Here is a 23,855-nt window from a genome sequence, read left to right as displayed (position 1 = left end):
TTGTGTGTTTTTTTGGGGGGTTTTGTGGTTGGTTTTGTTTGTTTTGTTTTTTTTTTTTTTTTTTTTTTTTGGGTTTGGTTGTGGTGTTTCTTCCCCCCCCCCCCCCCCCCCCCCCCCCACGACCACCTACCGCATTTAGCCGACTAAATGCGGGCGTCTCGCGCGGTAGCTGACCTACCTGGCGATATCACTCTTCAGTGGTCGATGTGGCCGGTTCATTGTCGCTTGAAATTGGGTCAGCGCCCTACCGGGGGCTTCATGTGAGCGGCTCCCACAGGGGTCGCCTACCGCATTTAGTCGACTAAATGCAGGTGCCGCGCACGGTAGCTGGCTTACCTGGCAATATCACCCTTCAGTGGTCAATGCGGCCGTTTCATTGTCACTTAAAATTACGAACACACGTTCGATCAGATTTGGTATTATCGAGAGGTGTCCGAGACCTTCCTTCCTGAACTGCCGCAGGAGTTGTGGCGCGCTGGCAAGCTGGAGCTTGGCCATGGCGTGCAGCAGTCCCTGCAGGTGATCCGGGTGGCTTCCGCCGCGCTGGGGCGGTTTCTGGCGGAGATCGAGTCTCGCGGTCCGAAAGACTTGTATGGCTATGGTTCCACGGTGTCGTGGTTCGCCGATGTCGCGGGATTGACCCGAGGTGAAGCAGGGCCGATCGTGCGTCGCGCGATCGCACTGAACCCGACCCGCGCACTGGACGGCACCGAGATCCCGCCGGTGGCTCCGGCGACCGCCGCGGCGGCTGCTGATGGCGCGATCGGGGACCATCGCATCGATCAGATACTGGAGTTCCTGAAGAAGATCCCGGCGGAGGTGGCTGCGGAGGATCGGGAGTGCGCGGAAAAGATCCTCGCCGACCTCGCTCGCGAGGCCGGGCCGAGACAGCTCAGACAGGCCGAAGAAAACCTGCTGGCCTGGCTCGACCCCGACGGCAACGAACCCAAGGACCCCGAACCCGCCCAGCCCGCGCGGGAAGTCACCCTGGAACGCCGCAAAGACGGCTTCTGGAAACTGACCGGGCTTCTGGATGACGAATTGGGTGCCCGCACCGCCGCCGTTCTCGATGCCTACGCGAAACCGCGACCCGTGGACGAGTTCGGCCAAGCCGACCCTCGCACGAAACCGGAGCGCCAGGGTGACGCCTTCGCGGAGATCCTGGACCTGGCGATCGCGTGCCCGGACCAGCCCGGCACCTCTGGCTACCGGACGCTGCTCCACGTCACCATCGGCTTTGAGCAACTCAAAACCGGGATCGGGACCGCGTGCCTGGACTTCGTCGGCCAGATGACCGCCCGCGAAGCACGACTCGCCGCCTGCGACTGCTTGATGCTGCCGGTAGTGCTCAGCGCCGCTGGTGAACCCCTCGACATGGGCCGCCTGAGACGGTTCGTCACCCCAGGCCAACGACGGGCGTTGAACATCCGCGACCGCGGTTGTGCCTTCCCCGGCTGCCATCGGCAGCCCAAGCACTGCCATGCCCACCACATTGATCACTGGGCCGACGGCGGCCCGACGGACCTGCGGAATCTCACCCTGCTGTGCGGTTTTCACCACCGGCTGATCCACCACGGCGACTGGCAAGTCCGGATGGCACCCGACGGACTACCCGAGTTCACACCACCCCAGTACCTGGATCCGCTACGAAGACCCCGGCGCAACACCCTCCACCGCGCCACCGCTTAACCCCGTAGAACCCGAGGAGCCCGCCAGCCACACCGGCGACGGGCCCCTCGTCATGCCCACAAATCACTCTGGAGAAAGCCGTGAAGGCCTCCCTCCCTACCCTCAGAGCCAGGGTCGCCGCAGAGTCGCATAGCGCCGGTCAGGTGAGTCGTGAGTGGCGTTTCGGGTTCTCACGGACTTGTCTTGTTTACCCACTGGTGCGGCTGGTGACGGGTGGGGAAGATCGCGGCCGTTGGACGTCCGGAATCCTCCCCGCTTGGTTGCCGGTCCACCGGTCGTGACCGGCACGAGACCGGCGACCTGTCCGACGATGCGGGAACTCAGGACACACACCGTCCCCATTCCTCCATCGTCGAACCCGATAGCCCGCCGACTTTTCCCGCGCCCCTGACCCTCAGAGTTGGGAAGGAGGCCTTCACTACGCCGCTCGCTGCACTGCCCAGCCACACCGGAGACGGGCCCTCGGCATGCCACAGCATCTTTCACCCTGGAAACAAAAAGGTCCCGCTTCCGCTCAGCGAAGGTCTGGGGGTCACCTGCGAGCAGAAGCGGGAGTTCAAGGCCGGTACGGTGGGCCGCCTCTCGGCGAAAGGCACGACATGGCTCCGGCCGAACCGGTATTCCATGAAGGCAAAAGGTGAGGCCCGGGGGCACCATCCGTACCGACACCCATTACAACGCATTCACGCGCCGAATGTTCCCCAAAACCCAGTGACCTACATCGCCCCAACCCCCTACCCGAAAACAAAAGGGAAAGACCACCAGCGAACGCTCCATCACGAGCGCGGAATCGCCGCCACGGCTTCCACTTCGACGGCGTACTCCGGTGCCGCCAGTGCTGCCACCACGGCCAGCGACTGTGCCGGGAAATCCCCCTCCGGGAACCATCGACCGAAGGCCTCCACCTGGGCGGCGCGGTAGCCCGCCAAGTGTTCCGTTCCACTGACAAGCGTCAGCAGTTTCACCAGGTGCCGCGGTTCACCGCCGGCAGCGGTCAGCAGCGCCTCGATGTTGGCGAAGATCTGCCGTCCCTGCGCCTCCGCGTCCGCGCCTGGCAGGCTGCCGTCCGGGAGGACGCCGAGTTGTCCCGACAGGAAGACGATCTCGCACTCCGGCGGGACGGCGGCCAAGTGGCTGTACCGCCCGACGGGCGACGCGACTCCTTCAGGGTTCCAACGACGTGAGCTCATCCCTCAATGATCCACATCCGCATTGGGGACGCGGCACAGCCCTGACGAAAAGACCCGCCCCGCTCAGCGAAGGCCTGGGGGTTACCTGCGAGCGGAGGCGGGAGTTAAGGGCCGATACGGTGGGCCGCCTCTCGGCGAAAGGCACGACATGGCTCCGGCCGAACCGGTATTCCATGAAGGCGAAGGGTGAGGCCCGGGGGCACCATCCGTATCGATACCCTGTACAACGCACACACGGGCCGAATGTTCCGGCCGAGACAGTGACCCACGTCAACACGCTCGTAGCCCTCAACAGGGCGGCGGAACCTGCTCGACCAGTTCTTCGGGAGCGGACAGCCGCCAGGCCTCGTAGACGAGTTCGTTCAGCTCGTCGGCGTCGAGACCGTCGAGGTGGACGACCACCCAGCCGAATCCTCCCGCCGTGAACTGCACCTCGAACACGTCCGGCCGCTCGGCCACGAGGGCCTCTTGTTCCGTCAGGGTCTGCTTCAAGCCGACGGTCTGAGTGCGCGGCCAGTAGTAGCCGAATCGCTTTCCGCGCACGCTGAACGACTCCCAGTCCCTCGCGTCGGAACGCTCGACGTCGGCGAGCTTTTCCAGCATCCGGTGGAACTCGTCGCTCGGCACACCCATCCTGAACCCCAAACACAGCTGCCCCCAAGAAACCCGGCGGCCACAGTCTAGGCGGACAGGCCGACAAGATCAGGAGCCCGCCCGCAGCTCCGCCTTGCGCACCTTTCCGGACGCGGTCCGGGGCAACCGCTCGACGAACTCGAACCTCGACGGCACCTTGTACTTCGCCAGCCGTCCGAGCAAGAACTCGCGTAACTCGTCACCACCGACGTCACCTGAGGGGACGACGAAGGCACAGCCGACCTCGCCCCATTTTCCGTCCGGGACGCCGATGACCGCGGTTTCGGCCACCGCGGGATGTTCGTACAGGACGTTCTCCACTTCGGCCGGGTACACGTTCTCCCCGCCGGAGATGAACATGTCCTTCAGGCGGTCGACGATCCGGTAGTGCCCGTCCTCGTCGACGGTGGCCAGGTCTCCGGTGCGGAACCAACCGTCCTCCGTGAACACGGCCGCGGTCGCCTGCGGGTTCCGCCAGTAGCCGGGGGTCACGTTCGGCCCTTTCACCAGGATCTCCCCCGGCCCCGCGCCCGGCGGGTCGAGCTGGACATCGGCGAAGAACACGGGTACGCCCGCGGAGCCGGCCCTGCCTTCGCTCTCACGCGCCTCCAGGAACGTCACGCCCGGTGCGGTTTCGGTCAGCCCGTAGCCCTGGCAGAACACGAGCCCGCGCCGCTGGTACGTCCGCACCAGCTCCTCCGGGACCGCGGCGCCGCCGCAGATCAGGCTTCGCACCGACGACAGGTCGGCCGACGGCCATCGCGGGGACGCCGACAGCGCGGCGTACATCGTCGTCACCCCGAACATCCAGGTCACGCGGTACCGCTCGATCAGGTCGAAACAGCGGTCGACGTCCCAGGATTCCGTGAGCAGCGCGCAACCACCCTTGATCAGGGTCGGCAACAGCGTCTGCGCCAGGGCGGCGATGTGGAAGAGCGGCGCGGTGACGAGTGTGACCTCGTCGCCGCCGACGTCCACCCCGATCAGCAGATTGAAGGTGTTCCACAGCAGGTTGGCGTGCGTGAGTGTCGCGCCCTTCGGCCGTCCCGTGGTGCCGGACGTGTACAGGATCAGCGCGACGTCGTCGGGCTTCACTGTCACCTCGGCCGGGGTCTCGTCGCCCTCGGCGAGCCAGGTTTCGTAGTCCTCCAGCGTGATCAGCTGCGCGTTGACGGTGTCCAGCCCATCGACGACCTTCGCCGTCTGCGGCGCGTAGATCAGCACTGTGGCGCCGGAGTCGGTGAGGATGTGTTCGATCTCCGGCGTGGTCAGCCGGAAGTTGAGCGGGACGAAGATCGCGCCGAGCGAAGTGGCCGCGAACAGGGTTTCGACGAACGCCGGATGATTCGGGCCGAGGTAGGCCACGCGATCACCCTGGCGTACGCCTGCCGCCGTGAGCCGTGACGCCAGCTTCGCGATGCGCACGGCCAGCTGGGCGTACGACGTCGGTTCGTCTTCGAAGAGCAGCGCGGTCCGCTGTGGGGAGATCCGTGCGCGGCGGGCTGGCCAGCCGCCGATTCCTTCATCCCGCATCTGCGGCCTCGGCGGTGGAGCGGACGGGGCCGGCCTCGATCAAGTCTCGCCGGTTCGTCTCCTTCAGCGCCAGGACACAGCCCGCCGAAAGGAGACAGAACGCCGCGATCGTCAAGGACACCGCCGTGGTCGACGGGCCGCCCGACGCACGCTGAAATTCGGCGAAGAGCACCGGTGCGAAGCCGGCGCCGAGACCGGCGAGCTGGTATCCCAGCGAGGCGCCGGTGTAGCGGTTCTCGGTGGCGAACAGTTCGGTGTAGAGCGCCGCCAGCGGCCCGTACATCATCGGGTGCAGCACGCCTTGCCCGATCACGAGCGCCACGAGCAGCAGCGCGCCACTACCGCTGTCGACGAGCGGGAACAGCAGGAACCCGTACACCGCCGTCACGATCGCGCCGATCAGCACGATCGGCCGCCTGCCGAACCGATCCGAGACCGCCGACCAGCCGATGATCCCCACCACCGCGCAGACGGAGGAGACGGTGAGCGCGTTCAGCACGGTTTGGCGTCCGTGTCCCGCTTGGACGCCGTACGCGAGCACGAACGTCGTCAGCGTCCCCTGCACGACGAACGCGGCCAAGCCGACTCCGACCCCCAGCAGCAACGTCTTCGGCTGATCGCGCAGGACCGCGATCAACGGGTATCGCCGTCGCGGCGCCGCGGTCTTGGCGGCGAGGAACGCCGGGGTCTCTTCGACCTTGGACCGGACGAACAACCCGATCCCGAGCAGGACGACGCTGAGCAGGAACGGCACCCGCCAGCCCCAGTCGAGGAACGCCGCCTCGCCGGTGACCGCCACCGTCCCCGTCATCGCGACCGTGGACACGACCATCCCGCTCGGGGCACCCGCGTTCGCGAAGCTGGCCCACAGGCCGCGGCGGGAGGTGGCGTGCTCGGCCGACATCAGGACCGCGCCACCCCATTCACCGCCGACCGAGATACCTTGCAGTACCCGCAACAGGATCAGTCCGATCGGCGCGGCCGCCCCCACGTCCGCGTAGGTGGGCAGCAGCCCGATGAGGAAGCTGGAGACGCCCATCAGCGTCATCGTCAGCACGAGCATCCGCTTGCGGCCGAGCTTGTCGCCGAAGTGGCCGAAGAGCACGCCGCCCAGTGGCCGCGCGAGGTAGCCGGTGGCGAACGTGCCGAAGCTGGCGACGGTCGCGAGGGCGGGATCGAGGTTGGAGAAGAAGACCTTGCTGAACACGACCGCGGAAGCCGTGGCGTAGAGGAGGAAGTCGTAGTACTCGATGAGGCTGCCGAGGTAGCTCGAAGCGACCGCTCGGCGGAGCTGGACGTTACGTTGGGATCGCATGGCTTTCCCCTTGTCGTCAGGCGTAGTGCCGGTAGACGGCCCGCGCGACGCACGCGGGTTTGGCGGAACCGTCGAGTTCCATCGTGAAGTCGAGGACCATCTGCACTCCCCCGGCGATATCGGTCACCTCCGCGACCTTCCCGGCGAGGCGGATCTTGCCGCCTGCCGGGACCGGAGCGGGGAACCGCACCTTCTCCAGCCCGTAGTTGACGCTCATCCGCACGCCGGTGATCCGCAGCAGGTCGCTGAAAAGCGGGATCAGCAAAGAGAGTGTCAGGTATCCGTGCGCGATGGTGCCGCCGAACGGGCCGTCGGCCGCGCGTTCCGGGTCGACGTGGATCCACTGGTGATCGTCGGTGGCGTCGGCGAACCGTCCGATGCGGTCCTGGGTGATCTCCAGCCAGTCGCCGTGCCCGAGGTCCGCGCCCGCGAGGGCCTTGATCTCTTCGATGCCGTTCGCGTGGGTCATGGTTCTCCTAGCCGTGTCCTAGTCGGTTTTGACGAGACCGAGCAGCTTCGCCGCGTTGTCCTTGAGGATCTTCGGGCGGACCTCGGGTTTGATCTCCAGCTCGGCGAAGTCGGCGAGCCAGCGGTCCGGGGTGATCACCGGATAGTCGGAGCCGAACAGCACCTTGTCCTTCAGCAAGGTGTTGGCGTACCGGACGAGCTGCGGCGGGAAGTACTTCGGCGACCAGCCCGACAGGTCTATGTGGACATACGGTTTGTGCGTCGCGACGGCCAAGGCCTCGTCCTGCCAAGGGAACGACGGATGCGCGAGGATGATCCGGAGTTCCGAGAAGTCGACGGCGACGTCGTCGACGAGCATGGGATTCGAGTACTTGAGCCGGATACCGCCCCCTCCGGGGACACCGGCGCCGATCCCGGTCTGTCCGGTGTGGAACAGCGCGGGGACCTCGAGTTCCTCGATGGCCTCGTAAAGCGGGTACGCCATCGGGTCGTTCGGCGCGAAACCCTGGATGCTCGGGTGGAACTTGAACCCGCGGACGCCGTATTCGCCGACCAGCCTGCGTGCCTCGCGGACGCCCGCCTTGCCCTTCCACGGATCGACGCTCGCGAAGGGGATGAGCACATCGCCGTGCTCGGCGCAGCTCTCGGCGACCTCCTCGTTCGCGATGCGCGGATGGCCGGTGGCGTATTCGGCGTCGACGGTGAACACGACCGCGGCCATCCTGCGTTCCCGGTAGTAGGACGCCATTTCCGCGATCGAAGGCTGCCGATGCCCGTGCGCCTTGAAGTACTTCTCCGAGGCGCCGAACAACGCCGGGCTCAACGAGCCGTGGCCGTCCTTGGAGATCTCCGCGTGCGTGTGGACGTCGATGGCGTCGACCTCGTCGAGGTTGATGGGCATGTCACGGCCCCTTCGGCGCGGGGATGCCGAAGCTCTCCGGTGCGGCGCCGACCCCGGCGTGCCAGGAGGCCGCGATCCCGTCGGCGGTCCAGCCTCCGTCGGCGAACGCCACGGCCTTCTCCCGCGGGTGCGCCCAGAGCGAGAGCCGGTCACCGCCGATGCCGATCGCCTGACCGGTGATGCCTTTCGCCTCGTCCGAAGCCAGGAAGACGACGAGCGAGGCGGCGTCCTCGACCGTTCCCAGCCCTTCGTCACGACGGAGCCAGGGCGGGAACGGTTCTCCGGTGCGCTCGGCCTCTTCGATCACCGGCGCGAAAGCCGGGATGGTGCGGGTCATCTCGGTCGCCGCGACCGGGACGACGGCGTTGACCAGGATCTCGGCCTTCGCCAGTTCCGCCGCCCAGGTACGGGCCATCGCGGCGATCCCGGCCTTCGCGGCGGCGTAGTTGGTCTGCCCGAAGTTGCCTCGCTGCCCCGCCGGCGAGGAGACCAGGATCAGCCTGCCGCCGTCCCCCTGCTCACGCATCCGCACCGCGGCGGCCCGCGCGCAGGTGAACGTGCCACGGAGGTGGACGCGGACGACGTCGTCGAAATCGTCGTCGGACATCTTCCACAGCACCCGGTCCCGCAGGATTCCGGCGTTGGTGACCATCGTGTCGAGCCGCCCGAACTCCCCGACCGCGGTGGCGACGAGCCGTCCGGCGACCTCGGCGTCACCGACCGGCGCGACGACGGGAACGGCGCGGCCGCCCGCCTTCCCGATCGCGTCGACGGTTTCGACGGCGGCGGCCTCGTCCACATCGTTGACCACGACCGCGGCACCGGCGGCGGCGAGCGCTTCCGCGTAGGCCCTTCCCAGCCCGCGGCCGCTGCCGGTGACCACCGCGACCTTGCCCGACAAGTCCATGGAGCCGTCCTCTCGTCGTCCGTTGCGCATCTCAAAGTAGGCACAATCAGAACTGCCGTCAATAATCTGCCCAACATCATCGGCTAAGCTGCTCTCCGTGACCGAAGACGACACCGCACCCGGCCAGGCCCATCGGCCGCAATCCCTGATGCTCACGTTCCTCGGCATGCACGTGCTCGGTCACGAAACCGCCGTCTACTCCGGAAGCGTGATCGACGTGTTCGCTCGCGTCGGCGTCTCCGAAGAGGCGGTTCGGTCGACGCTGACCCGGATGGTCGGCCGCGGCCTGCTGCTCAAACGACGCCACGGCCGCCGGGTCTACTTCGGACTGACGGCTCGGGCGACCGAAGTGCTGGAGGACGGAGGGCGGCGGATCCGCGACACCGGCGCGGTCAACCGCGACTGGGACGGCACCTGGACACTCGTCGGCTATTCGCTGCCCGACAGCAGGCGCAGTGACCGGCACGATCTGCGCAGTCAGCTCGTCTGGGCGGGTTTCGGCCTACTGCAGAACGGTTTGTGGATCGCGCCGGGCACCAGGGACGTCACCGCGATCGCCGGTCCGCTCGGCCTGCTCGACCACGTCACCGTGTTCACCGCGCAGGAGGCCAAACCGACGGAATCGGCCGACCTGGTACGCAAGGCCTTCGACATCGACGCGATCTCCGCGCGATTCCACACTTTCCTCGACCGCTGGGACACGCCGAAGCCGCTTCCATCGGCTCCGGACGACCTCGCCCGCCGGCTGCTGCTGCACACCGACTGGCTCCAGGCCGTACGCCAGGATCCGCATCTCCCGGCGGAACACCTGCCCGACGACTGGCCCGCGATCCGGGCGGAGCAGGTTTTCGCGCGGCACGACGAGCGGATGCGGGACGCTTCCACCCGATTGGCCGAAGAAGTGCTCGACGTCGTCGAGGTCACGGACGGATAGCCGATAGGTCAACCGGGTTAACGCTTTCGGCCGGGCGCCGACTGCCAGGTGAGGCAAGGAGTCCGCCATGGCGAAACATGACATCCGTCTTTGGAACAAACCCGACGACAAAGACGCCATCAGATCGACGACGCTCAACATCACCAAGGCCACCACAGCAGGAGCCAGCGCCACCGGACTGATCACGGTCTTCGGCGCGCCGCTGGCGGGTTTCTCCCTCGGTCAGCAGGCGGCGATCATCATCGCGCTCATCGCCTCTGTCACGATCGTCCGCGGGTGTGACCTCATCGCGCGGGCGATCGCGACCAGTCGATCGGTCACGTTCACCACGCAGGCCACCGCAAAAACCGCGAAACCCGGCGAGAACGGCCACGCGGATACGGTCGAGAAGATCAAGGCACTGCTGGGCGTGAAGGCGTGACGTCACGCCGCGACAGCCGCGGGTAAATTCCGCTCGTGCCCGTCATCAGCGTGATCACCCCGGTCCACCCGCCGAGCCTGCCCTATCTGACCGAGGCCTACGAATCCCTCGCGGCGCAGGAACTCCCGCCGGGCTGGACCTGGGAATGGCTGGTGCAGGAGGACGGCGACACCGGTCTGCTCGGCGACGTCCTCCCCGCCGATGAGCGGGTGCTGACCGGTTCCGGTCGCCGAGGTGGCCCCGGGGTCGCGCGGATGATGGCACTGTCCCGTGCTTCCGGGGAGCTGATCAAGGCACTCGACGCGGATGACGTGCTGGCGCCGGGCGCGCTCGCACGGGATATCGCGGCGCTCGAGGATTCCGCGATCGGCTGGACCACCTGCCGGGTCCTCGACCTCTTCCCGGACGGGACCACGGCGGGCGTCGACAGCGATCCCGAGGAAGGGCCGATCGAACCCGGCGCGATCCTCCGGTACTGGCGGCGCAACGACTATCTGTCGCCGGTGGTGGCCGGGACGCTGTGCATCCGCCGCGACCTGCTGCTGGAGCTGGGCGGCTGGATGGCGCTGCCCGCATCGGAGGACACCGGGCTGATCCTGGCGGCGAACGCGTCGGCCGTCGGATACTTCGTGGCCACCTGCGGCATGTACTACCGGAAGTGGGCCGGACAGGTCACCAAATCCGCCGCGCACAACGACGACGCCGAGCGGCTAGCGCGCATGAAGCTGATCGGGGAACGCGCCGAAATCATGCTGGCTCGGCGTAGTGAGAAGTAGCCGAACTCAGCCTGCTCGCGGGTGTGCTGTGCAGGGCAGACGATGCGCCGTTGCCCGCAGGGCTGTGAAGGCCTCCTTCCCTACTCTCAAGGTAGGGAAGGAGGCCTTCGCGACGCGGGTCTGGACTGGTCGACGAAAGCCGACCGACGCTAAGTGTCCACAAGGGACACATCTTGGCGATTAGATGACCGATTGATGCCCTTATGTACGGTTCTGCGTAGGGTCGTGAGTGCGAATACACGCAAATCGCCCAAATCGGACTCTGCAATCTAGGACTGCGTCCCTTGTGGACAGTCAAGCGCCGGATTGAGCCACATGAGCGAACCCGATCCCACCATCTCCACCACGAATCACCTGACCCCCAGCCCTACAGGTCGATGTGGACGTCCGGTGACGCGGCGACGATGTCGAGCAGCGCCTTGGCGCACAGATCGCGGGTCTGGTCCCTGGTCAGCCGCTGGTATTTGAGCCAGTCGAGGCAGACCGCGACGACGAACGCCAACCAGCCCCGGACGGTCACGCGCAGCGTCTCCGGCGGCTCGCCGTCCGGGCACAGCACCGCCAGGATCCGGCGGCCCTGTTCGGCGAAGTTGCGGTCCAGGATCTCCCGGACGTCGTCCACCGCGATCGACGTGCCCGCGTGCAGGGCCCGGTAGCCGTCCTTGTTGGCTTCGACGTAGCGGAGGTACGCGTCGAGCCCCGCCACCAGCTGATCCGCGACCGGCAGCGTGGGATCGGTCCTGGTCATGGCGAGCAGCCGTTCGCCCTCGGCCTTGACGACCTCGGTGACGAAGTCCCGTTTCGTCGGGAAGTAGTGGTAGAGCAGGCCTCGCGACACCTCGGCGATGTCCGCGACCTGCTCGATCCACACGTCGTCGTACGGCCGCTCCGCGAACAGGCGGGCGCCGATCCGCAGCAGCTGTTCCCGCCGCTCGGCGGTGCTCAGCCTGCTGCGGGGCCTTCCGGAGGTACTCGGCGCCATCCGGTCATCGTACTTACTTGACACGAGTTCAGTAACGCGCCACGCTCACTATTGGATGCCGATTCAACAGCGCTCGGATTCACCACTGCTCACCTGGAGGGGCCCGATGGCCACCGCTCTCCCCCATCCCCCGCGCCGGATCCCCCTGATCGGCGACGTGCTCGGCGTTTCGCCGAAGACCCCGGTCCAGGACTCGATGCGGCACGCCGCCGAACTGGGCCCGGTGTTCGAACGCAAGGTGTTCGGCCGCGAGATCGTGTTCGTCCACGGTGCCGACATGGTCGCCGACCTCTCCGACGAGAAACGGTTCGCGAAACACGTCACGCCCGCGATCTCGAACCTGCGACCGCTCGGCGGCGACGGGTTGTTCACCGCGCACAACGAAGAGCCCAACTGGCGGCGCGCGCACGAGATTCTCGCGCCCGCCTTCAGCCGCAACGCCATGCAGCGCTATCACCCGACGATGCTGGCGATCACCCGCGAGCTGCTGGACACCTGGGACCGGGGCGGCGAGGTCGACGTCACGGGCGACATGACCAAGCTGACGCTGGAGACCATCGGGCGGACGGGCTTCGGCTACAGCTTCTCGTCGTTCGAACGCGCCGAACCGCATCCATTCGTCGCCGCGATGGTCCGCACGCTGCGGCACGCGCAGCGGAAGGTGCTCCAGCCGCCGGTGATCGGCCCGCTCCTCAGCCGGAAAGCGAACCAACGCAACGACGCCGACCTGGCCTTCCTCCGGTCCGTTGTCGACGAGGTCGTCGAGGCGCGCCGGGAAGACCCGAGCACCGACGACCTGCTCGGGCTCATGCTGAACACCACGCGGCCGGGCACCGGCGAAGCGCTGGACGAGGTCAACATCCGGAACCAGATCATCACCTTCCTGATCGCCGGGCACGAGACGACGTCGGGCGCGCTGTCGTTCGCGCTGTACTACCTGGCACGGAATCCGGACGTGCTCGCCCGCGCCCAGTCCGAAGTGGACATGGTCTGGGGCGAGAACCCGGACCCGTCCTACGAAGAGGTCGCCAAGCTCCGTTACGTCCGGCGCGTACTCGACGAGGCACTGCGGCTGTGGCCGACGGCGCCCGCGTTCGCGCGGCAGGCCCAGGTGGACACCGTCGTCGGCGGCCGGTATCCGATGCGGAAGGGGCAGTGGGCGCTCGTCCTCATCCCCGCCCTGCACCGTGATCCCGTGTGGGGAGACGATCCGGAGTCGTTCGATCCCGACCGCTTCACCCCGGAGCGCAACCGTGCCCGCCCGGCGCATGTCTACAAGCCGTTCGGCACCGGGGAACGGGCCTGCATCGGACGGCAGTTCGCCCTGCACGAGGCGACGCTGGTGCTGGGCATGCTGCTGAGCCGGTACGACCTCCGCGGCGACCCGTCCTACCGGCTGAAGGTGCAGGAACTGCTCACCCTCAAACCGGAGGGCTTCAAGCTCGACGTCTCACTCCGCGACCGCGCGACGGTGACGGTTTAGCCCTCGCGGGGTTCGAGCAGGTCTTCGAAAAGGGCGTCCACGAAGCCGCGCGGGATGCTCACGCCGGTCAGGGCGCGGTAGACGATCGGGCCGACGACGGCGTCGATCGCGGCGTCGACGTCGAGCCTCGGCGAGACCTCGCCGGCCTCGATTCCGCTCGCGAGAAGCTCGCGCTCCAGTTCTCGGCGCGGGCCGAGATAACGGCTTTGAAGGCTCTTGGCCGTTTCGGGATTGTGTTGCGCTTCGGCGACGAGTGCGAGCAGGACCTTTCCGGCCGGGTCACGAGTGACGAACCGGGCGAAAGCGCGGAAGTAACCGCGGATGCTGTCCCGAGTGGACTCGTCCGCCGGGACGGGGAACCGCTTTTCGCTGTCTTCGATGAGCGTGTCGAGCAGGATCTCGACCTTCGAAGGCCACCAGCGGTAGATCGTCTGCTTGGCGACGCCTGCCCGGCGGGCGATCGCCTCAATGGTCAAGCGCGCGAAGCCGTGCTCGACGAGCAGATCGTCCGCGGCATGAAGCACGGCGAGGCGGGCCGCCTCGTCGCGCTGATTGCCGGAGCGCGCCCTGCGGGGCTGCGAATTCACGGCTGACATGCGGACCACAGTACCGGTCAGCGCGCCCCCGCCAGGCCGTCAGGTGCCGTGCTATTGTCTAGACGCAACGTCGCGTCTAGACAAACATCCCCATCCCCAGGGAGTTCCCGTGTCCGACACTGCCGACCGGCAAGCGCTCGTCATCGGCGCCTCCCGTGGGCTCGGGCTCGTCCTCGCCGACGAGCTCACCCGCCGCGGCTGGCAGGTCATCGCCACGACACGCCAGAGCGGCGGCGAACTACAGGCGAAGGCCGATGCCTCGAACGGGCGGCTGCGGGTCGAGTCATTGGAGATGACCAGCGGCGACCAGCTGGCCGCCCTGCGCGAGCGACTGGACGGCACCGAACTCGACCTGCTTTTCGTCAACGCCGCGATCGACCGAGGGAACCTGCCGATCGCCGAGGTCCCGGACGACATGTTCACCGAGGTGATGATCACCAACGCGTTGAGCCCGCTGCGTACCCTCGAAGCCCTGCGCGGTCTGGTCGCGCCCGGCGGCACAGTCGCGGTGATGTCGTCCGAACAAGGCAGCATCTCGCGGAACACCGAAGACGGCTACGAGCTCTACAAGGCCAGCAAAGCCGCGCTCAACCAGCTGATGCGCAGTTACGCGACCCGCCATGCCACCGACGGGCAGACTAAACTCCTCATCGACCCCGGCCACAACCGCACCCGCCTCGGCGGCCCCGGCGCGCCGCTCGATCCCGAGAAGAGCATCCCGGCCGTGGTCGACGTCCTCGAAGCGCAGGCAGGTGCTCGGGGTCTCCAGTTCCTCGATCTGCACGGCGAGATGGTGCCTTGGTAGCACCCGGTCACACTCTTCATCCGGGATCCGTCAGTGCGGTGAAAGCAAGACGGAGACCTTGAAGGAGAACATCATGGAAGCCCGGATCCCGAACCCCGCGATGGCGAACCCCGCCACACTGAAGGCCCTGATCGCACTGGCGGAGTCCACCGGGGACACCGGTGTCCCGAACACCACGCACTACCTCATGCACGTTCGCGCCAGCCAGATCAACGGCTGCAGCGGCTGCCTGGAGATGCACACCAAGGAACTGCGCAAGGCGGGCGAGTCCGACGAGCGGATCTTCACCGTGGCGGCGTGGCGGGACACGGCGTACTTCACCGACGCCGAACGCGCGGCACTCGCGCTGGCCGAGGCCCTCACCCGGATCGCGGACCGGGCCGACCCGGTCGACGACGAGGTCTGGAACGAGGCTGCTCGCCACTACGACGAGAAGCAGCTCTCGAGCCTGGTCCTCTCCATCGCCGCCATCAACACCTGGAACCGGCTCAACGTCGCGACCCGGCAGATCGCCGGCGCCGCCTGAGTTTCACCGGGCCTGCCGCAGCTCCACACAGCACTCGGCCGCGCCGGGAGCGAGGACAGCCTCCACGTTCCCGGCGCGCACGCCGGTCAGGAAACCGGCGAGGAACGCCTGGTTGAGGCCGCAGACGAGCTCGGGCGCCTCGGCGGCGAGCGGATGGAACGGGCAGTTCCGCAGCCGCACACAGGTCTGGGTGTCCCGGCTCGGTTCGAAACCGAAGCGGCGGAGCATTCCTTCGGCCACGGTGAGCGCGCGTTCCACGCCGAGCCTGCCGGGCCGGGTCCGCGCGCGTTCCTCTTCACCAAGGGCGAGGCCGCGCTCCCCCGCGACCCGCAACACGGCGTCCCGCGCCGTTTCGCCCGATCCTTCGGCGAGCACGGCCTCGGTGAGGATGCCGGCCAGGATCTCGTGCCGCCTCGCGGGCAGCTGCACCTGGACGGCTTCCTCGACGGGTTCATAGACCTTGGGCTTGCGCCCCACCTTGGTCGCCGGGCCCGCCGCGAAGCCGAACCGGAGCAGCCCGGCCGCCACGAGTTTGTCGAGGTGGAACGCGGCGAGTTTGCGGGAGATCCCGACCGCGGCCGCCGCCTCGTCCCGCGTCACCGGACGTCGGGCGCGCCGGGCGTAGACGTACATGCCGCGGCGCAGGTCGTCGTCGAGCGCCGCCACCGCGGCGATGGCGGTGGTGTCGAGGCCGTCCGGGTCGGACACTGTCACGTACACCACGATATCGCCTATCTCAACCGGCGGAACATCCTGGACCGTGGATCTACCATGTAGGCTGAACCGGCAGGCGATAAAACGCCCAAATTCTTTAGTCGAATAGCACGGGGTTCGCGGTACAGCCTAGGAGGCCTTATGTCCACTCCCGCCTTGCGCGTCGTGCACGAACCCGGGCCGGGACCGGACCTGGCGGCCGCCGAAGCCGCGGCCGCCGACTTCCTCACCGCACTGGGCATTTCGCTGGACTCCGAGAGCCTCCGCGGCACCCCCGGCCGGATGGCGCGCGCGTACGCCGAGCTGTTCACCCCGCGCTCCTTCGACCTCACGACCTTCCCCAACGACGAGGGCTACGACGAACTCGTCCTCGCCAGGGGCATCCCCGTCCGATCGGTCTGCGAACACCACCTGCTGCCGTTCGTCGGGGTCGCGCACGTCGGTTACCTGCCGGGTGAGCGGATCCTCGGTTTGTCCAAGCTGGCCAGGATCGTGGAGCACTTCGCCTGCCGCCCGCAGGTTCAGGAACGCCTCACGAAACAGGTCGCCGATTGGCTCGACGAGCAGCTCGACCCTCGTGGCGTCGGTGTGGTGATCGAGGCCGAGCACTCGTGCATGACCCTGCGCGGCGTCCAGGCCACCGGATCGAGCACCGTCACTTCCACCCTGCTCGGCACTCTGCGCGAAGACGCCCGGTCGCGCCAGGAGTTCTTCGCCCTCACCGGTATCAACGGCTGACAGCGGGTTCCTCCGCGTAGGCCGCGGAAACGACGGCGCGGTCGAACACCCTCCAGGTGACGGCGGAAACGAGCACCGCCACCACGAAGCCCGCCCAGTACGGCGTCGTCAGCCCGAACCTGGAGGCCACCGCGCCACCGAGCAAGGCCCCGACACAGTTGCCGCCCGCGACGATGAACAGGCTGGTGCTGCCGACCCGGCCGAGCATCTCCGGTGGGGTGAGCCGCTGGCGCAGGGAACTGCCGACGATGCCCCACAGCGCGCCATGCACGCCGAACAGGAACAACGTCACGCCGACCACCGCCGCGCTCGTGCTCGTCGCCAGCACCAGATGGGTCCCGGCCTCGATCAGCAGGCCGATCCGCAACGTCCAGGTCGGTGTGCACCAGGCGATCAGCCGGTCGCCCGTGAGCGAACCGAGCAGGCCACCCACCGCCATGCAGGTGAAGAGCAGGCCGTAGCCGACGGCCCCCAGCTGGAGCCGCTCCTTCGCGAGCAGTACCAGTACCGACGTGGCCGCGACGAGGGTCAGGTTGAGCAGGCCGATCAGCCCGACCATGGTCCGCAGCAGCCGTTGACCGGCGAGCCAGCGGAACCCTTCGGCCGCCTCGGACCGGATCGAGCGTCGCTTCACCGGCTCACCGGGGCCGTCCTCGGGCCGCGACCGGTAGGCGCCCCCGATCAGCCCGAGCAGCAGTGCGCTGACCGCGTACGTGCCGGCGTTGACGAAGAACGGGATACTCGCCGCGACACCGAACAGGAAACCGCTCAGCGGCCCGGAAAGCATGCCGTGGGCCAGCGTCGTCCCGGCGTACAGCCGCCCGTTCGCCCGCTCCAGCAACACCTTCGGGACGATGGAGGGCAACATCGCGCCACTCGCCGTGCGGAACACGACTTCTCCGGAATTGATCACGAAGAGGATGGCGTACAGCAAGGCGACACTGACGTTCCCCGTCGTGATCGCGACCGCCAGCACCGCGACGGCAGGCACGCGGATCCAGTCGAGGGTGATCATCAGTTTCCGCCGGTCCACCCTGTCGACCAGCACGCCACCCGGCAGTGCGAAGAGAAGCCAAGGCAGCCACGCCACCGCGAATCCGCCCGAGACCACGAGGGGGTCGTCGGTACGGGAAGCGATCAGCAGCGGCGCCGCCACCGTCGCGAGACCGCTGCCCAACGCGGAAGTCGTACTCGCCGCCCAGATCTTCGCGTATCTACCGTCGAGCTTCTCCCCGGCCATGAGATCAACGTAGCGAGAGGTGACCGAGAGGAGGCGGAGTTTCACGCAGAGCTGAGCGGCCGCCCTCTAGACTGCCCTTCCGTTCGGCCTTGGGAGGGGTGCGTGACCGGTGCTGGTGCGTGAAGTCGATCCGACGATTCTGCTGAAGAGCAAGCCACTGGGTTCGAAACTCGGTGTCTACCTGCCTCGCGACATCGACAAAGCCGTCAAGGCCACACTTTCGGCCGACCAGTTCACGCTCATCGTGTTCGAGAGCAACTCGGGGGCCCGTCGAACAGCCTTCGAAGCCCTGCTCGCGGTGCACGCCGGAAGGGAACTGGTCATCGAGCCGGAGACCGACGATCTCGTGTTCGACGAGGGTGACGCTCCGGCGGTGATCTGGCTCGACAACAAGCTGCCCCGAGTGATCGTCCGCGACGCCGCTTCCGTTGCCAACTGGCTGGCGAAGAACCCCGCTCGGCGCGTGCTCGGGTTGATCGGCACGAGAAACTACGAGAACCCGGATTTGCGTCTCGCTCTCGATCGCCTTCGTCCCTCGGTCCATCACATCCTGCCGGAGTTATCCGACGCGGAGCGTGCCGCCGCCGAGCAGATGTACGCCGGCCCGCCGACCCGGACCGTCGGCCAACTCGCCAAGGCACGTGGGAAGAATGATGACTCGAGTGTGACGGCGGGCCCCGATCCCTTCTCCGCTCACGTCGCCGACTACCGACCCGACACCGACGACGGCATAGACCGCCTCGACATCGGTCCCGACGTGCGGATGCTCGCCGATCTCGTCGTCTCGCGGATGATCACCCCTCCCCTGTCGATCGGCCTGTTCGGCAGCTGGGGTTCCGGCAAGAGCTTCTTCATGCGCCAGATGCAACTGCGCGTCCGCGAACTCGCCGACTCCGCGCAAGAGGCCGAAACCGCGGCCGGAGCGCACGGTAAGACCGTGTCCTCGTACTGTTCGAGCGTCCGCCAGATCAGCTTCAACGCCTGGCACTACAGCGAGGCGAACCTTCTCGCCAGTCTCGCCACCCACATCTTCGACAACCTCGCCGCGAGCGGCGCCGAGAACGATCTCCAGCGCCAAGCCGACGCGCTCGCGGAACGCCGCAAGACGGAGAAGACCCTTCTCGGCAGGCTCAGCGCTGTCCGCCTCGAACGCCGAACTCTGACCGCACAACAGAAACAGGCGAAGCGGCGTCGGCGGAAGCCACGCGAGTACGTCCGCGCGGTCTTTGACAGCCTCACCGACGCGGACAAGGCCTGGATCGCGTCCCGGCTCGGTGTCGAGCGGCCGACCGCCGAGGATCTCGAACGCCTCGCGCAGGAAACCGGCGGGCTGCGCTCGGACGTCGCCGAATTCTGGCGACGGCTGCGGCAGGATCCGGTTCCGTTGCTGGTCCTGATCGGCGGACTGGTGACCGTACTGGTGGTCACGCTCCTCCTGGGGCAGTCGCAGGTGTCGGGCGTACTCGGCGGGCTCACCGTGGTGAGTTCCGCGCTGACCGTCGTCCTGCGGATGCGCGCCAGCGCCGGCCGGATCCATCAGGCGCTCGACGATCTCGGCGGTCCGTCCGAAGAGGACACCGAGACCGAGCGGCGCCTCGCCGAACTGGACGCCGAATCCGACCGGCTCGAAAAGGCGGTCACCGAACTCGCGCCCGGGCTGGATCTCGTGTCGTTCGCCGAGTCCCGGGTCTCGGACTACCTCGAACATCTGGGCGTGGTCTCGTTGCTGCGCAAAGATCTGGAGACGTTCGCGACCATGCTCGCCGAGGTACCGCACGGTTCGGGGAAGATCGAACGGACCGTGCTGTACATCGACGACCTCGACCGCTGCCCGCCCAAGGTCGTCGTCCAGGTCCTCGAAGCCATCCATCTCCTGCTGGCGCTGCCGGTTTTCGTCGTCGTGGTGGGTGTCGACTCCCGATGGCTGAAGAAGGCCGTCGAGCAGCACTACGAGGAGATGCTCGGCGACGATCCGGAGACCTTCGCCGAGAGCTACCTGGAGAAGATCTTCCAGGTGCCGTTCACGTTGTCCCCCATGGACGATCCAGGGTTCGCGGGGCTCGTGCGCGGGCTCGCCGCCACCGAGGGTCAGGACGCCACATCGGAGGCCGCTCCCGCCGAACCGGATCAGCCCACCGACGACCGCTCTCCGGATGCGGTCGCACCGGCTCCTCGTCGCGAGGAAACACCTGGACCGTCGTCCGAACAGTCCACAATAGACCTTCGACCTCCTCGGCTGGTGATCTCGACGCCGGAACTGGACTTCCTGGCCACGCTGGCCCCGCTCGTCCGGTCACCGCGCGCCGCGAAACGGCTGCTGAACCTGTATCGGCTGTTGCGGGCGCGCCTCGCCGGCGAAGAACTGGCCGAGTTCCTCGCCGACGGCACACGCGAAGCACCGTTCAGGGCGGTGCTGGTGCTGCTGTCGGTACTCGTCGGGCACCCGGAGGCGGTCTCCTGGTTCTTCGCCTCACTCGACGGGACGGATCCCGGCGACAGCGTGCTCGAGATCGTGTCGTCGCTGAACGACCACGAACTGCGGCCGAAGCTCGAACGCGGCCTGTCCGGCGAGTCGTGGCCGGACCGGGCCGCGTCCTATCAGCGCTGGTTGCCGTTGGTGAACCGGTTCTCGTTCTCCCGCGACGGCTGAACCCGCGACCGCTCGATGTCGGGGCCCCGGTAGAGCCTTTCCGGGATCCGCGCCAGAGTCGATGGATGGGCCTGCGGGCCGAGACCGTAGAGCTTCTGGAAGCTCATGATCAGCGGCCGCCACCGGTCGGGGTCGATCCGGTCGTCGGTGCCCGGCATCCGGATGTCGTCGTGGACGTGAACGCGCTGCACGCGGACCTCGAACACGAGCACGCCACCGCGCTGTGCCTCGTCGTCCTCGGCGAGCGGGTGGACGGCCTCGACGACGGCCTCCATCGTCACCGGGCATTCCGCCACACGGGGCGGCCGGACGGTCTCCGACGCGACCGGGGTGAGCCCGGCCCTGCCGAACTTGTCGGCTTCGTACCGGTAGCCGCGTTCGTACTTGCGGGCCGGGACGGGATCCGATCCGGTGGTCAGGGCGAGCCTGTCGACGGCGGCCGCCAGACCATCGGAAGGGAGATTCAGAACACATTCGCGACTTCGCATGAGATTCTGCGCCGTCTTGGATTTCGCGCCCAAGCCGAGCATCCCCCGCCAGCCGAGCCAGAACGCCGACGACATCGGAGCCAGGTTCGGAGACCCGGTCTCGTTCGACGTCGAGAGGAGCACCACCGGGGTGCCGAAGTAGAGGATTCCCGGCTCGATACGGGTGTGCGCGGTCTCGGCCGCCGTCGTGGTAACTGTCACGTCCGTCAGCTTCGCCGCGCCAAGGGACGAAGGCTGGCGTGAATCGGACGTCGCGATCAACCCCGTCGGCAGGCAGCCCGCCAGGCCGGAACCTTCTACTCTTTCCTTGGAGGTTCCCTTGGGCGGTCGAGGACCCCGTGTCGTTCGGAGTATTGCGTTCGGCCGATTGCTGGTAGGTTCGCCGAACTTGAATACAAAGGAGGCGCCGGCAGCTGCCCGGTCAACACCGAACGCGCGTGGTGAGGCGAATCGCATGCGAGACGATGTGGTCCAGGCGAGCTCGATCATCGAGCACTCTCCCGGTCAGGTTTGGGAAGTGATCGGCGATCCCGAGTCCTACTCGAGGTTCGTCGCGGAGATCAGCTGGTGCGAGATCCGGCAGCCCGCCGAACGCGGACGTGGTCCGAAATGCCTCATTCGCCTGGAGCCCCGGCCGGGCAAACTCGTCGTCGGCGAGATCGAGGCCAGGGTGTGGCGCCCCGGCGAGCACGTCGTCTGGTGCGGGGTCGAGGACGACGGCAACTGGGTCTCGGTCGAACTGAGGCCTGCTCCCGACGAAGGCACGGAACTCGTCGCGCAGTTGATGCTTCCCGCGCGGCACGCGCATCTCGTGTCCGCCGCGTCGTTCAAACGCAGCGTCCGCGCGGTGTCCCGGCGGATCGACCTGCACCTTTCGGGCCGGGCCGCGCCACCGCAAGAGGAACCCGCGCATACCAAGGCCACCACGCTGCACACGGCGAGCACCCTGATCAAGGCCGGTGTGCTCGCGGCCGCCCGGCCGGACAAGATCGCCCGGCAGCTGTCCTCGCTGTCGCAGTGGGGCGCGACCGTCGCGGGCGGCTACACGGCCAACGCCGCCCGCGTGCCGGACGAGCCGGCGCTGCGCGACGAACGCAACGTCCGGACGTTCAAGCAGGCGGCGAATCGCAGCAACCAGATCGCGAACGCGTTGGCACTGCGTGGAGTCCGCTCGCGTGACCGGATCGCCCTGTTGTGCCGCAACCACGCCGCGATGGTCGAGTCACTGATCGCGTGCAGCAAACTCGGCGTGGACGTCATCCTGCTCAACACCGGGCTTTCCGCCAGCGCGGTCGCGAACGTCATCGGCCTGCACAAACCGGTCGCGGTCCTCGCCGACGACGAGTTTTCGCGGGTCATCGCCGATATCCCCGGCGATTTCCTGCGGCTGTCCACCTGGCCGGAAACCGAGAACGGCTACCCGACGATCGACCAGCTGATCGCCGGCGTGCCCGCCACCAAACTGAAACCGGCGGACCGGATCGGCAGGCTCGTCGTGCTCACCTCGGGCACCACGGGCACTCCCAAGGGCGCACGCCGTCCGACCCCGAAGGGACTCGCGACCTCGGCCGCGATGCTGGACCGCATCCCGCTCCGCACCGGTGATCGTTTCGTGGTTGCCGCGCCGCTGTTCCACAGCTGGGGACTCGCCGGAATGCAGATCGGGATGGCGGTGCGCGCGTCGCTGTCGCTGGTCCGCCGGTTCGACTCCGAAGAGATACTGAGGACCATCGCCGAACACCGGTGCGGCGTGTTGTTCGCCGTCCCGATCATGCTGCAACGCATCCTCGACCTGCCCGAACGGATCCGCACCAAGTACGACCTGTCGTCACTGCGCATCGTCGCCAGCAGCGGATCCGCGCTGCCGGGGACGATCGTCACCGAGTTCATGGACACCTTCGGGGACGTGCTCTACAACTTTTACGGCTCCACAGAGGTTTCCTGGGCCAGTATCGCCACGCCCGAAGACCTCCGCGCGGCGCCGACCACCGCGGGCCGGTGCCCGCCCGGCACCCGGGTCGCCATCCTCGACGACGACCACAACCGCGTCCCGCCGGGCTGGGAGGGACAGATCTTCGTCGGCAACGACATGCTGTTCGAGGGCTACACCGACGGCGCCAGCGTGCCGCGTGCCGAAGAACTGATGGCGACCGGCGACGTCGGCTACCAGGACGCCGCCGGACGGCTCTTCGTCACCGGCCGCGCCGACGAGATGATCGTGTCCGGTGGGGAGAACGTGTCCCCTCGCCCGGTCGAAGAGGCCATCGTCGCACTGCCCGGCGTCCACGAAGCGGCCGTGATCGGCGTGCCGGATCGCGAGTTCGGGCAACGGTTCGCGGCGTACATCGTCCCGAAACGCGGTGCCAGGATGAACGCCGAGGACGTCCGCGCCTACATTCACCGGCGCCTCGCTCGCTTCGCGGTGCCCCGCGACGTGTACTTCGTCGAGGAACTTCCCCGGAACGCGACCGGGAAGGTGCTCAAGCGGCTGCTCAGGGACGAGACCTGGCCGATCGACCAGTAAGCGTCCTTTATGGACTTACCGGACAGCGCCTGTGGCAGAGTCGCGAAACTACCGGCCTGTTTCTTCTCGTAGTGAAGGCCTCCTTGCCTACTCTGACGGTCAGGGCCCCGGCAAAGTCGTACAACTGCTGGTCCGTATCGCTCTTGGCGATCCGAAGGTCGTGAGTGGCTGCCTGATTCCGGGCTGGCCGGCCGCGCCCTGAGGGTCCACAAGGGACACCACCGCCGGACGCAATGCCCGATGTGAGCACTTCGCGTGGGGGGGGGGGGGGGGGGGGGGGGGGGGGGGGGGGGGGTGGAGGGGGGGGGGGGGGGGGACAAAAAAACAACAACCCCACACGAC

22 protein-coding genes are annotated in these 23,855 nt (G+C 67.4%); 10 read left to right on the top strand and 12 right to left on the bottom strand.

Features of this window, described 5'->3' with window-relative positions; translation table 11 throughout:
• Positions 1-429: 429 nt before the first annotated feature.
• Positions 430-1,689, top strand: coding sequence for an HNH endonuclease signature motif containing protein (locus ACZ7KI_RS19185; RefSeq protein ID WP_470274459.1), 1,260 nt, complete (start codon positions 430-432; stop codon positions 1,687-1,689).
• A gap of 776 nt (positions 1,690-2,465) precedes the next feature.
• On the opposite strand, the gene ACZ7KI_RS19180 is transcribed toward ACZ7KI_RS19185, so the two are convergent.
• The 7 genes from ACZ7KI_RS19180 to ACZ7KI_RS19150 all read right to left on the bottom strand — a co-directional run bounded on the left by ACZ7KI_RS19180 (position 2,466) and on the right by ACZ7KI_RS19150 (position 8,636).
• Positions 2,466-2,879, bottom strand: a complete 414-nt coding sequence (locus ACZ7KI_RS19180) for a RidA family protein (protein WP_470274458.1) — start codon at positions 2,877-2,879, stop codon at positions 2,466-2,468.
• A 288-nt stretch (positions 2,880-3,167) separates the two neighbouring features.
• On the bottom strand, positions 3,168-3,512 hold the full coding sequence (locus ACZ7KI_RS19175) for an MmcQ/YjbR family DNA-binding protein (protein WP_470274457.1): 345 nt from the start codon (positions 3,510-3,512) through the stop codon (positions 3,168-3,170).
• A gap of 69 nt (positions 3,513-3,581) precedes the next feature.
• Entirely contained in the window at positions 3,582-5,045 is a 1,464-nt protein-coding gene (locus ACZ7KI_RS19170) for an acyl-CoA synthetase (RefSeq protein ID WP_470274456.1), read from the bottom strand.
• Positions 5,035-6,360, bottom strand: a complete 1,326-nt coding sequence (locus ACZ7KI_RS19165; RefSeq protein ID WP_470274455.1) for an MFS transporter — start codon at positions 6,358-6,360, stop codon at positions 5,035-5,037. The genes ACZ7KI_RS19170 and ACZ7KI_RS19165 overlap by 11 nt, the downstream gene beginning before the upstream one ends.
• Positions 6,361-6,376: 16 nt before the next feature.
• Entirely contained in the window at positions 6,377-6,829 is a 453-nt protein-coding gene (locus ACZ7KI_RS19160; protein WP_470274454.1) for a MaoC family dehydratase, read from the bottom strand.
• An 18-nt stretch (positions 6,830-6,847) separates the two neighbouring features.
• On the bottom strand, positions 6,848-7,729 hold the full coding sequence (locus ACZ7KI_RS19155) for an amidohydrolase family protein (protein WP_470274453.1): 882 nt from the start codon (positions 7,727-7,729) through the stop codon (positions 6,848-6,850).
• A gap of 1 nt (position 7,730) precedes the next feature.
• Positions 7,731-8,636 carry an SDR family NAD(P)-dependent oxidoreductase gene (locus ACZ7KI_RS19150; RefSeq protein ID WP_470274452.1) on the bottom strand — a complete coding sequence of 302 codons (906 nt, stop codon included), beginning with the start codon at positions 8,634-8,636 and terminating at the stop codon, positions 7,731-7,733.
• A 97-nt stretch (positions 8,637-8,733) separates the two neighbouring features.
• Here ACZ7KI_RS19150 and ACZ7KI_RS19145 point away from each other — a divergent pair, with 97 nt between their 5' ends.
• The 3 genes from ACZ7KI_RS19145 to ACZ7KI_RS19135 all read left to right on the top strand — a co-directional run bounded on the left by ACZ7KI_RS19145 (position 8,734) and on the right by ACZ7KI_RS19135 (position 10,767).
• Positions 8,734-9,570: a PaaX family transcriptional regulator gene (locus ACZ7KI_RS19145; RefSeq protein ID WP_470274451.1), complete on the top strand. Its 837-nt coding sequence runs from the start codon at positions 8,734-8,736 to the stop codon at positions 9,568-9,570.
• A 67-nt stretch (positions 9,571-9,637) separates the two neighbouring features.
• Positions 9,638-9,991 carry a hypothetical protein gene (locus tag ACZ7KI_RS19140; RefSeq protein ID WP_470274450.1) on the top strand — a complete coding sequence of 118 codons (354 nt, stop codon included), beginning with the start codon at positions 9,638-9,640 and terminating at the stop codon, positions 9,989-9,991.
• A 35-nt stretch (positions 9,992-10,026) separates the two neighbouring features.
• Positions 10,027-10,767 carry a glycosyltransferase family 2 protein gene (locus tag ACZ7KI_RS19135; protein ID WP_470274449.1) on the top strand — a complete coding sequence of 247 codons (741 nt, stop codon included), beginning with the start codon at positions 10,027-10,029 and terminating at the stop codon, positions 10,765-10,767.
• Positions 10,768-11,134: 367 nt separating this feature from the next.
• Here ACZ7KI_RS19135 and ACZ7KI_RS19130 read toward each other — a convergent pair whose 3' ends face one another.
• Positions 11,135-11,749 (bottom strand): TetR/AcrR family transcriptional regulator, encoded by a 615-nt coding sequence (locus ACZ7KI_RS19130; RefSeq protein WP_470274448.1) that lies wholly within the window; start codon positions 11,747-11,749, stop codon positions 11,135-11,137.
• A gap of 106 nt (positions 11,750-11,855) precedes the next feature.
• Here ACZ7KI_RS19130 and ACZ7KI_RS19125 point away from each other — a divergent pair, with 106 nt between their 5' ends.
• Entirely contained in the window at positions 11,856-13,232 is a 1,377-nt protein-coding gene (locus ACZ7KI_RS19125) for a cytochrome P450 (protein ID WP_470274447.1), read from the top strand.
• Here ACZ7KI_RS19125 and ACZ7KI_RS19120 read toward each other — a convergent pair.
• The gene (locus ACZ7KI_RS19120; protein WP_470274446.1) at positions 13,229-13,828 is read right to left on the bottom strand and encodes a TetR/AcrR family transcriptional regulator; all 600 of its coding nucleotides are present in this window, start codon (positions 13,826-13,828) and stop codon (positions 13,229-13,231) included. The two genes, ACZ7KI_RS19125 and ACZ7KI_RS19120, sit on opposite strands and share 4 nt — an antisense overlap.
• A 109-nt stretch (positions 13,829-13,937) precedes the next feature.
• Between ACZ7KI_RS19120 and ACZ7KI_RS19115 the strand changes: the two genes are divergently transcribed.
• A complete protein-coding gene (locus ACZ7KI_RS19115; protein ID WP_470274445.1) occupies positions 13,938-14,633 on the top strand; it encodes an SDR family NAD(P)-dependent oxidoreductase in 696 nt (231 codons plus the stop codon).
• Between the two features lie 73 nt (positions 14,634-14,706).
• Entirely contained in the window at positions 14,707-15,159 is a 453-nt protein-coding gene (locus tag ACZ7KI_RS19110; protein WP_465507210.1) for a carboxymuconolactone decarboxylase family protein, read from the top strand.
• Between the two features lie 3 nt (positions 15,160-15,162).
• Here ACZ7KI_RS19110 and ACZ7KI_RS19105 read toward each other — a convergent pair whose 3' ends face one another.
• Entirely contained in the window at positions 15,163-15,879 is a 717-nt protein-coding gene (locus ACZ7KI_RS19105; protein ID WP_470274470.1) for a helix-turn-helix transcriptional regulator, read from the bottom strand.
• 135 nt (positions 15,880-16,014) lie between these two features.
• Between ACZ7KI_RS19105 and folE the strand changes: the two genes are divergently transcribed.
• Positions 16,015-16,611, top strand: coding sequence for a GTP cyclohydrolase I FolE (gene folE, locus ACZ7KI_RS19100; RefSeq protein ID WP_470274444.1), 597 nt, complete (start codon positions 16,015-16,017; stop codon positions 16,609-16,611).
• Here folE and ACZ7KI_RS19095 read toward each other — a convergent pair.
• The gene (locus ACZ7KI_RS19095; protein WP_470274443.1) at positions 16,601-17,851 is read right to left on the bottom strand and encodes an MFS transporter; all 1,251 of its coding nucleotides are present in this window, start codon (positions 17,849-17,851) and stop codon (positions 16,601-16,603) included. The genes folE and ACZ7KI_RS19095 overlap by 11 nt on opposite strands.
• Positions 17,852-17,960: 109 nt before the next feature.
• Here ACZ7KI_RS19095 and ACZ7KI_RS19090 point away from each other — a divergent pair, with 109 nt between their 5' ends.
• The gene (locus tag ACZ7KI_RS19090) at positions 17,961-20,501 is read left to right on the top strand and encodes a P-loop NTPase fold protein (RefSeq protein WP_470274442.1); all 2,541 of its coding nucleotides are present in this window, start codon (positions 17,961-17,963) and stop codon (positions 20,499-20,501) included.
• Here ACZ7KI_RS19090 and ACZ7KI_RS19085 read toward each other — a convergent pair.
• A complete protein-coding gene (locus tag ACZ7KI_RS19085; RefSeq protein ID WP_470274441.1) occupies positions 20,450-21,190 on the bottom strand; it encodes a flavin reductase family protein in 741 nt (246 codons plus the stop codon). The two genes, ACZ7KI_RS19090 and ACZ7KI_RS19085, sit on opposite strands and share 52 nt — an antisense overlap.
• Positions 21,191-21,443: 253 nt before the next feature.
• Between ACZ7KI_RS19085 and ACZ7KI_RS19080 the strand changes: the two genes are divergently transcribed.
• Positions 21,444-23,513, top strand: a complete 2,070-nt coding sequence (locus ACZ7KI_RS19080) for an AMP-binding protein (protein ID WP_470274440.1) — start codon at positions 21,444-21,446, stop codon at positions 23,511-23,513.
• Positions 23,514-23,855: the final 342 nt, after the last annotated feature.

It is taken from the genome of Amycolatopsis sp. NPDC039088 (assembly GCF_055598845.1).
The sequence above is the reverse complement of the archived record's forward strand: the minus strand, read 5'-3'. Positions and strand labels throughout refer to the sequence as shown.

Bases quoted from the DNA above. Each gene is read 5' to 3' on its own strand.
- ACZ7KI_RS19140 (WP_470274450.1), top strand. From the start codon at position 9,638: ATGGCGAAACATGACATCCGTCTTTGGAACAAACCCGACGACAAAGAC.
- ACZ7KI_RS19150 (WP_470274452.1), bottom strand. From the start codon at position 8,636: ATGGACTTGTCGGGCAAGGTCGCGGTGGTCACCGGCAGCGGCCGCGGG.
- folE (WP_470274444.1), top strand. From the start codon at position 16,015: ATGTCCACTCCCGCCTTGCGCGTCGTGCACGAACCCGGGCCGGGACCG.
- ACZ7KI_RS19175 (WP_470274457.1), bottom strand. From the start codon at position 3,512: ATGGGTGTGCCGAGCGACGAGTTCCACCGGATGCTGGAAAAGCTCGCC.
- ACZ7KI_RS19160 (WP_470274454.1), bottom strand. From the start codon at position 6,829: ATGACCCACGCGAACGGCATCGAAGAGATCAAGGCCCTCGCGGGCGCG.
- ACZ7KI_RS19125 (WP_470274447.1), top strand. From the start codon at position 11,856: ATGGCCACCGCTCTCCCCCATCCCCCGCGCCGGATCCCCCTGATCGGC.
- ACZ7KI_RS19095 (WP_470274443.1), bottom strand. From the start codon at position 17,851: ATGGCCGGGGAGAAGCTCGACGGTAGATACGCGAAGATCTGGGCGGCG.
- ACZ7KI_RS19110 (WP_465507210.1), top strand. From the start codon at position 14,707: ATGGAAGCCCGGATCCCGAACCCCGCGATGGCGAACCCCGCCACACTG.
- ACZ7KI_RS19180 (WP_470274458.1), bottom strand. From the start codon at position 2,879: ATGAGCTCACGTCGTTGGAACCCTGAAGGAGTCGCGTCGCCCGTCGGG.
- ACZ7KI_RS19155 (WP_470274453.1), bottom strand. From the start codon at position 7,729: ATGCCCATCAACCTCGACGAGGTCGACGCCATCGACGTCCACACGCAC.
- ACZ7KI_RS19170 (WP_470274456.1), bottom strand. From the start codon at position 5,045: ATGCGGGATGAAGGAATCGGCGGCTGGCCAGCCCGCCGCGCACGGATC.
- ACZ7KI_RS19130 (WP_470274448.1), bottom strand. From the start codon at position 11,749: ATGGCGCCGAGTACCTCCGGAAGGCCCCGCAGCAGGCTGAGCACCGCC.
- ACZ7KI_RS19120 (WP_470274446.1), bottom strand. From the start codon at position 13,828: ATGTCAGCCGTGAATTCGCAGCCCCGCAGGGCGCGCTCCGGCAATCAG.
- ACZ7KI_RS19080 (WP_470274440.1), top strand. From the start codon at position 21,444: ATGCGAGACGATGTGGTCCAGGCGAGCTCGATCATCGAGCACTCTCCC.
- ACZ7KI_RS19165 (WP_470274455.1), bottom strand. From the start codon at position 6,360: ATGCGATCCCAACGTAACGTCCAGCTCCGCCGAGCGGTCGCTTCGAGC.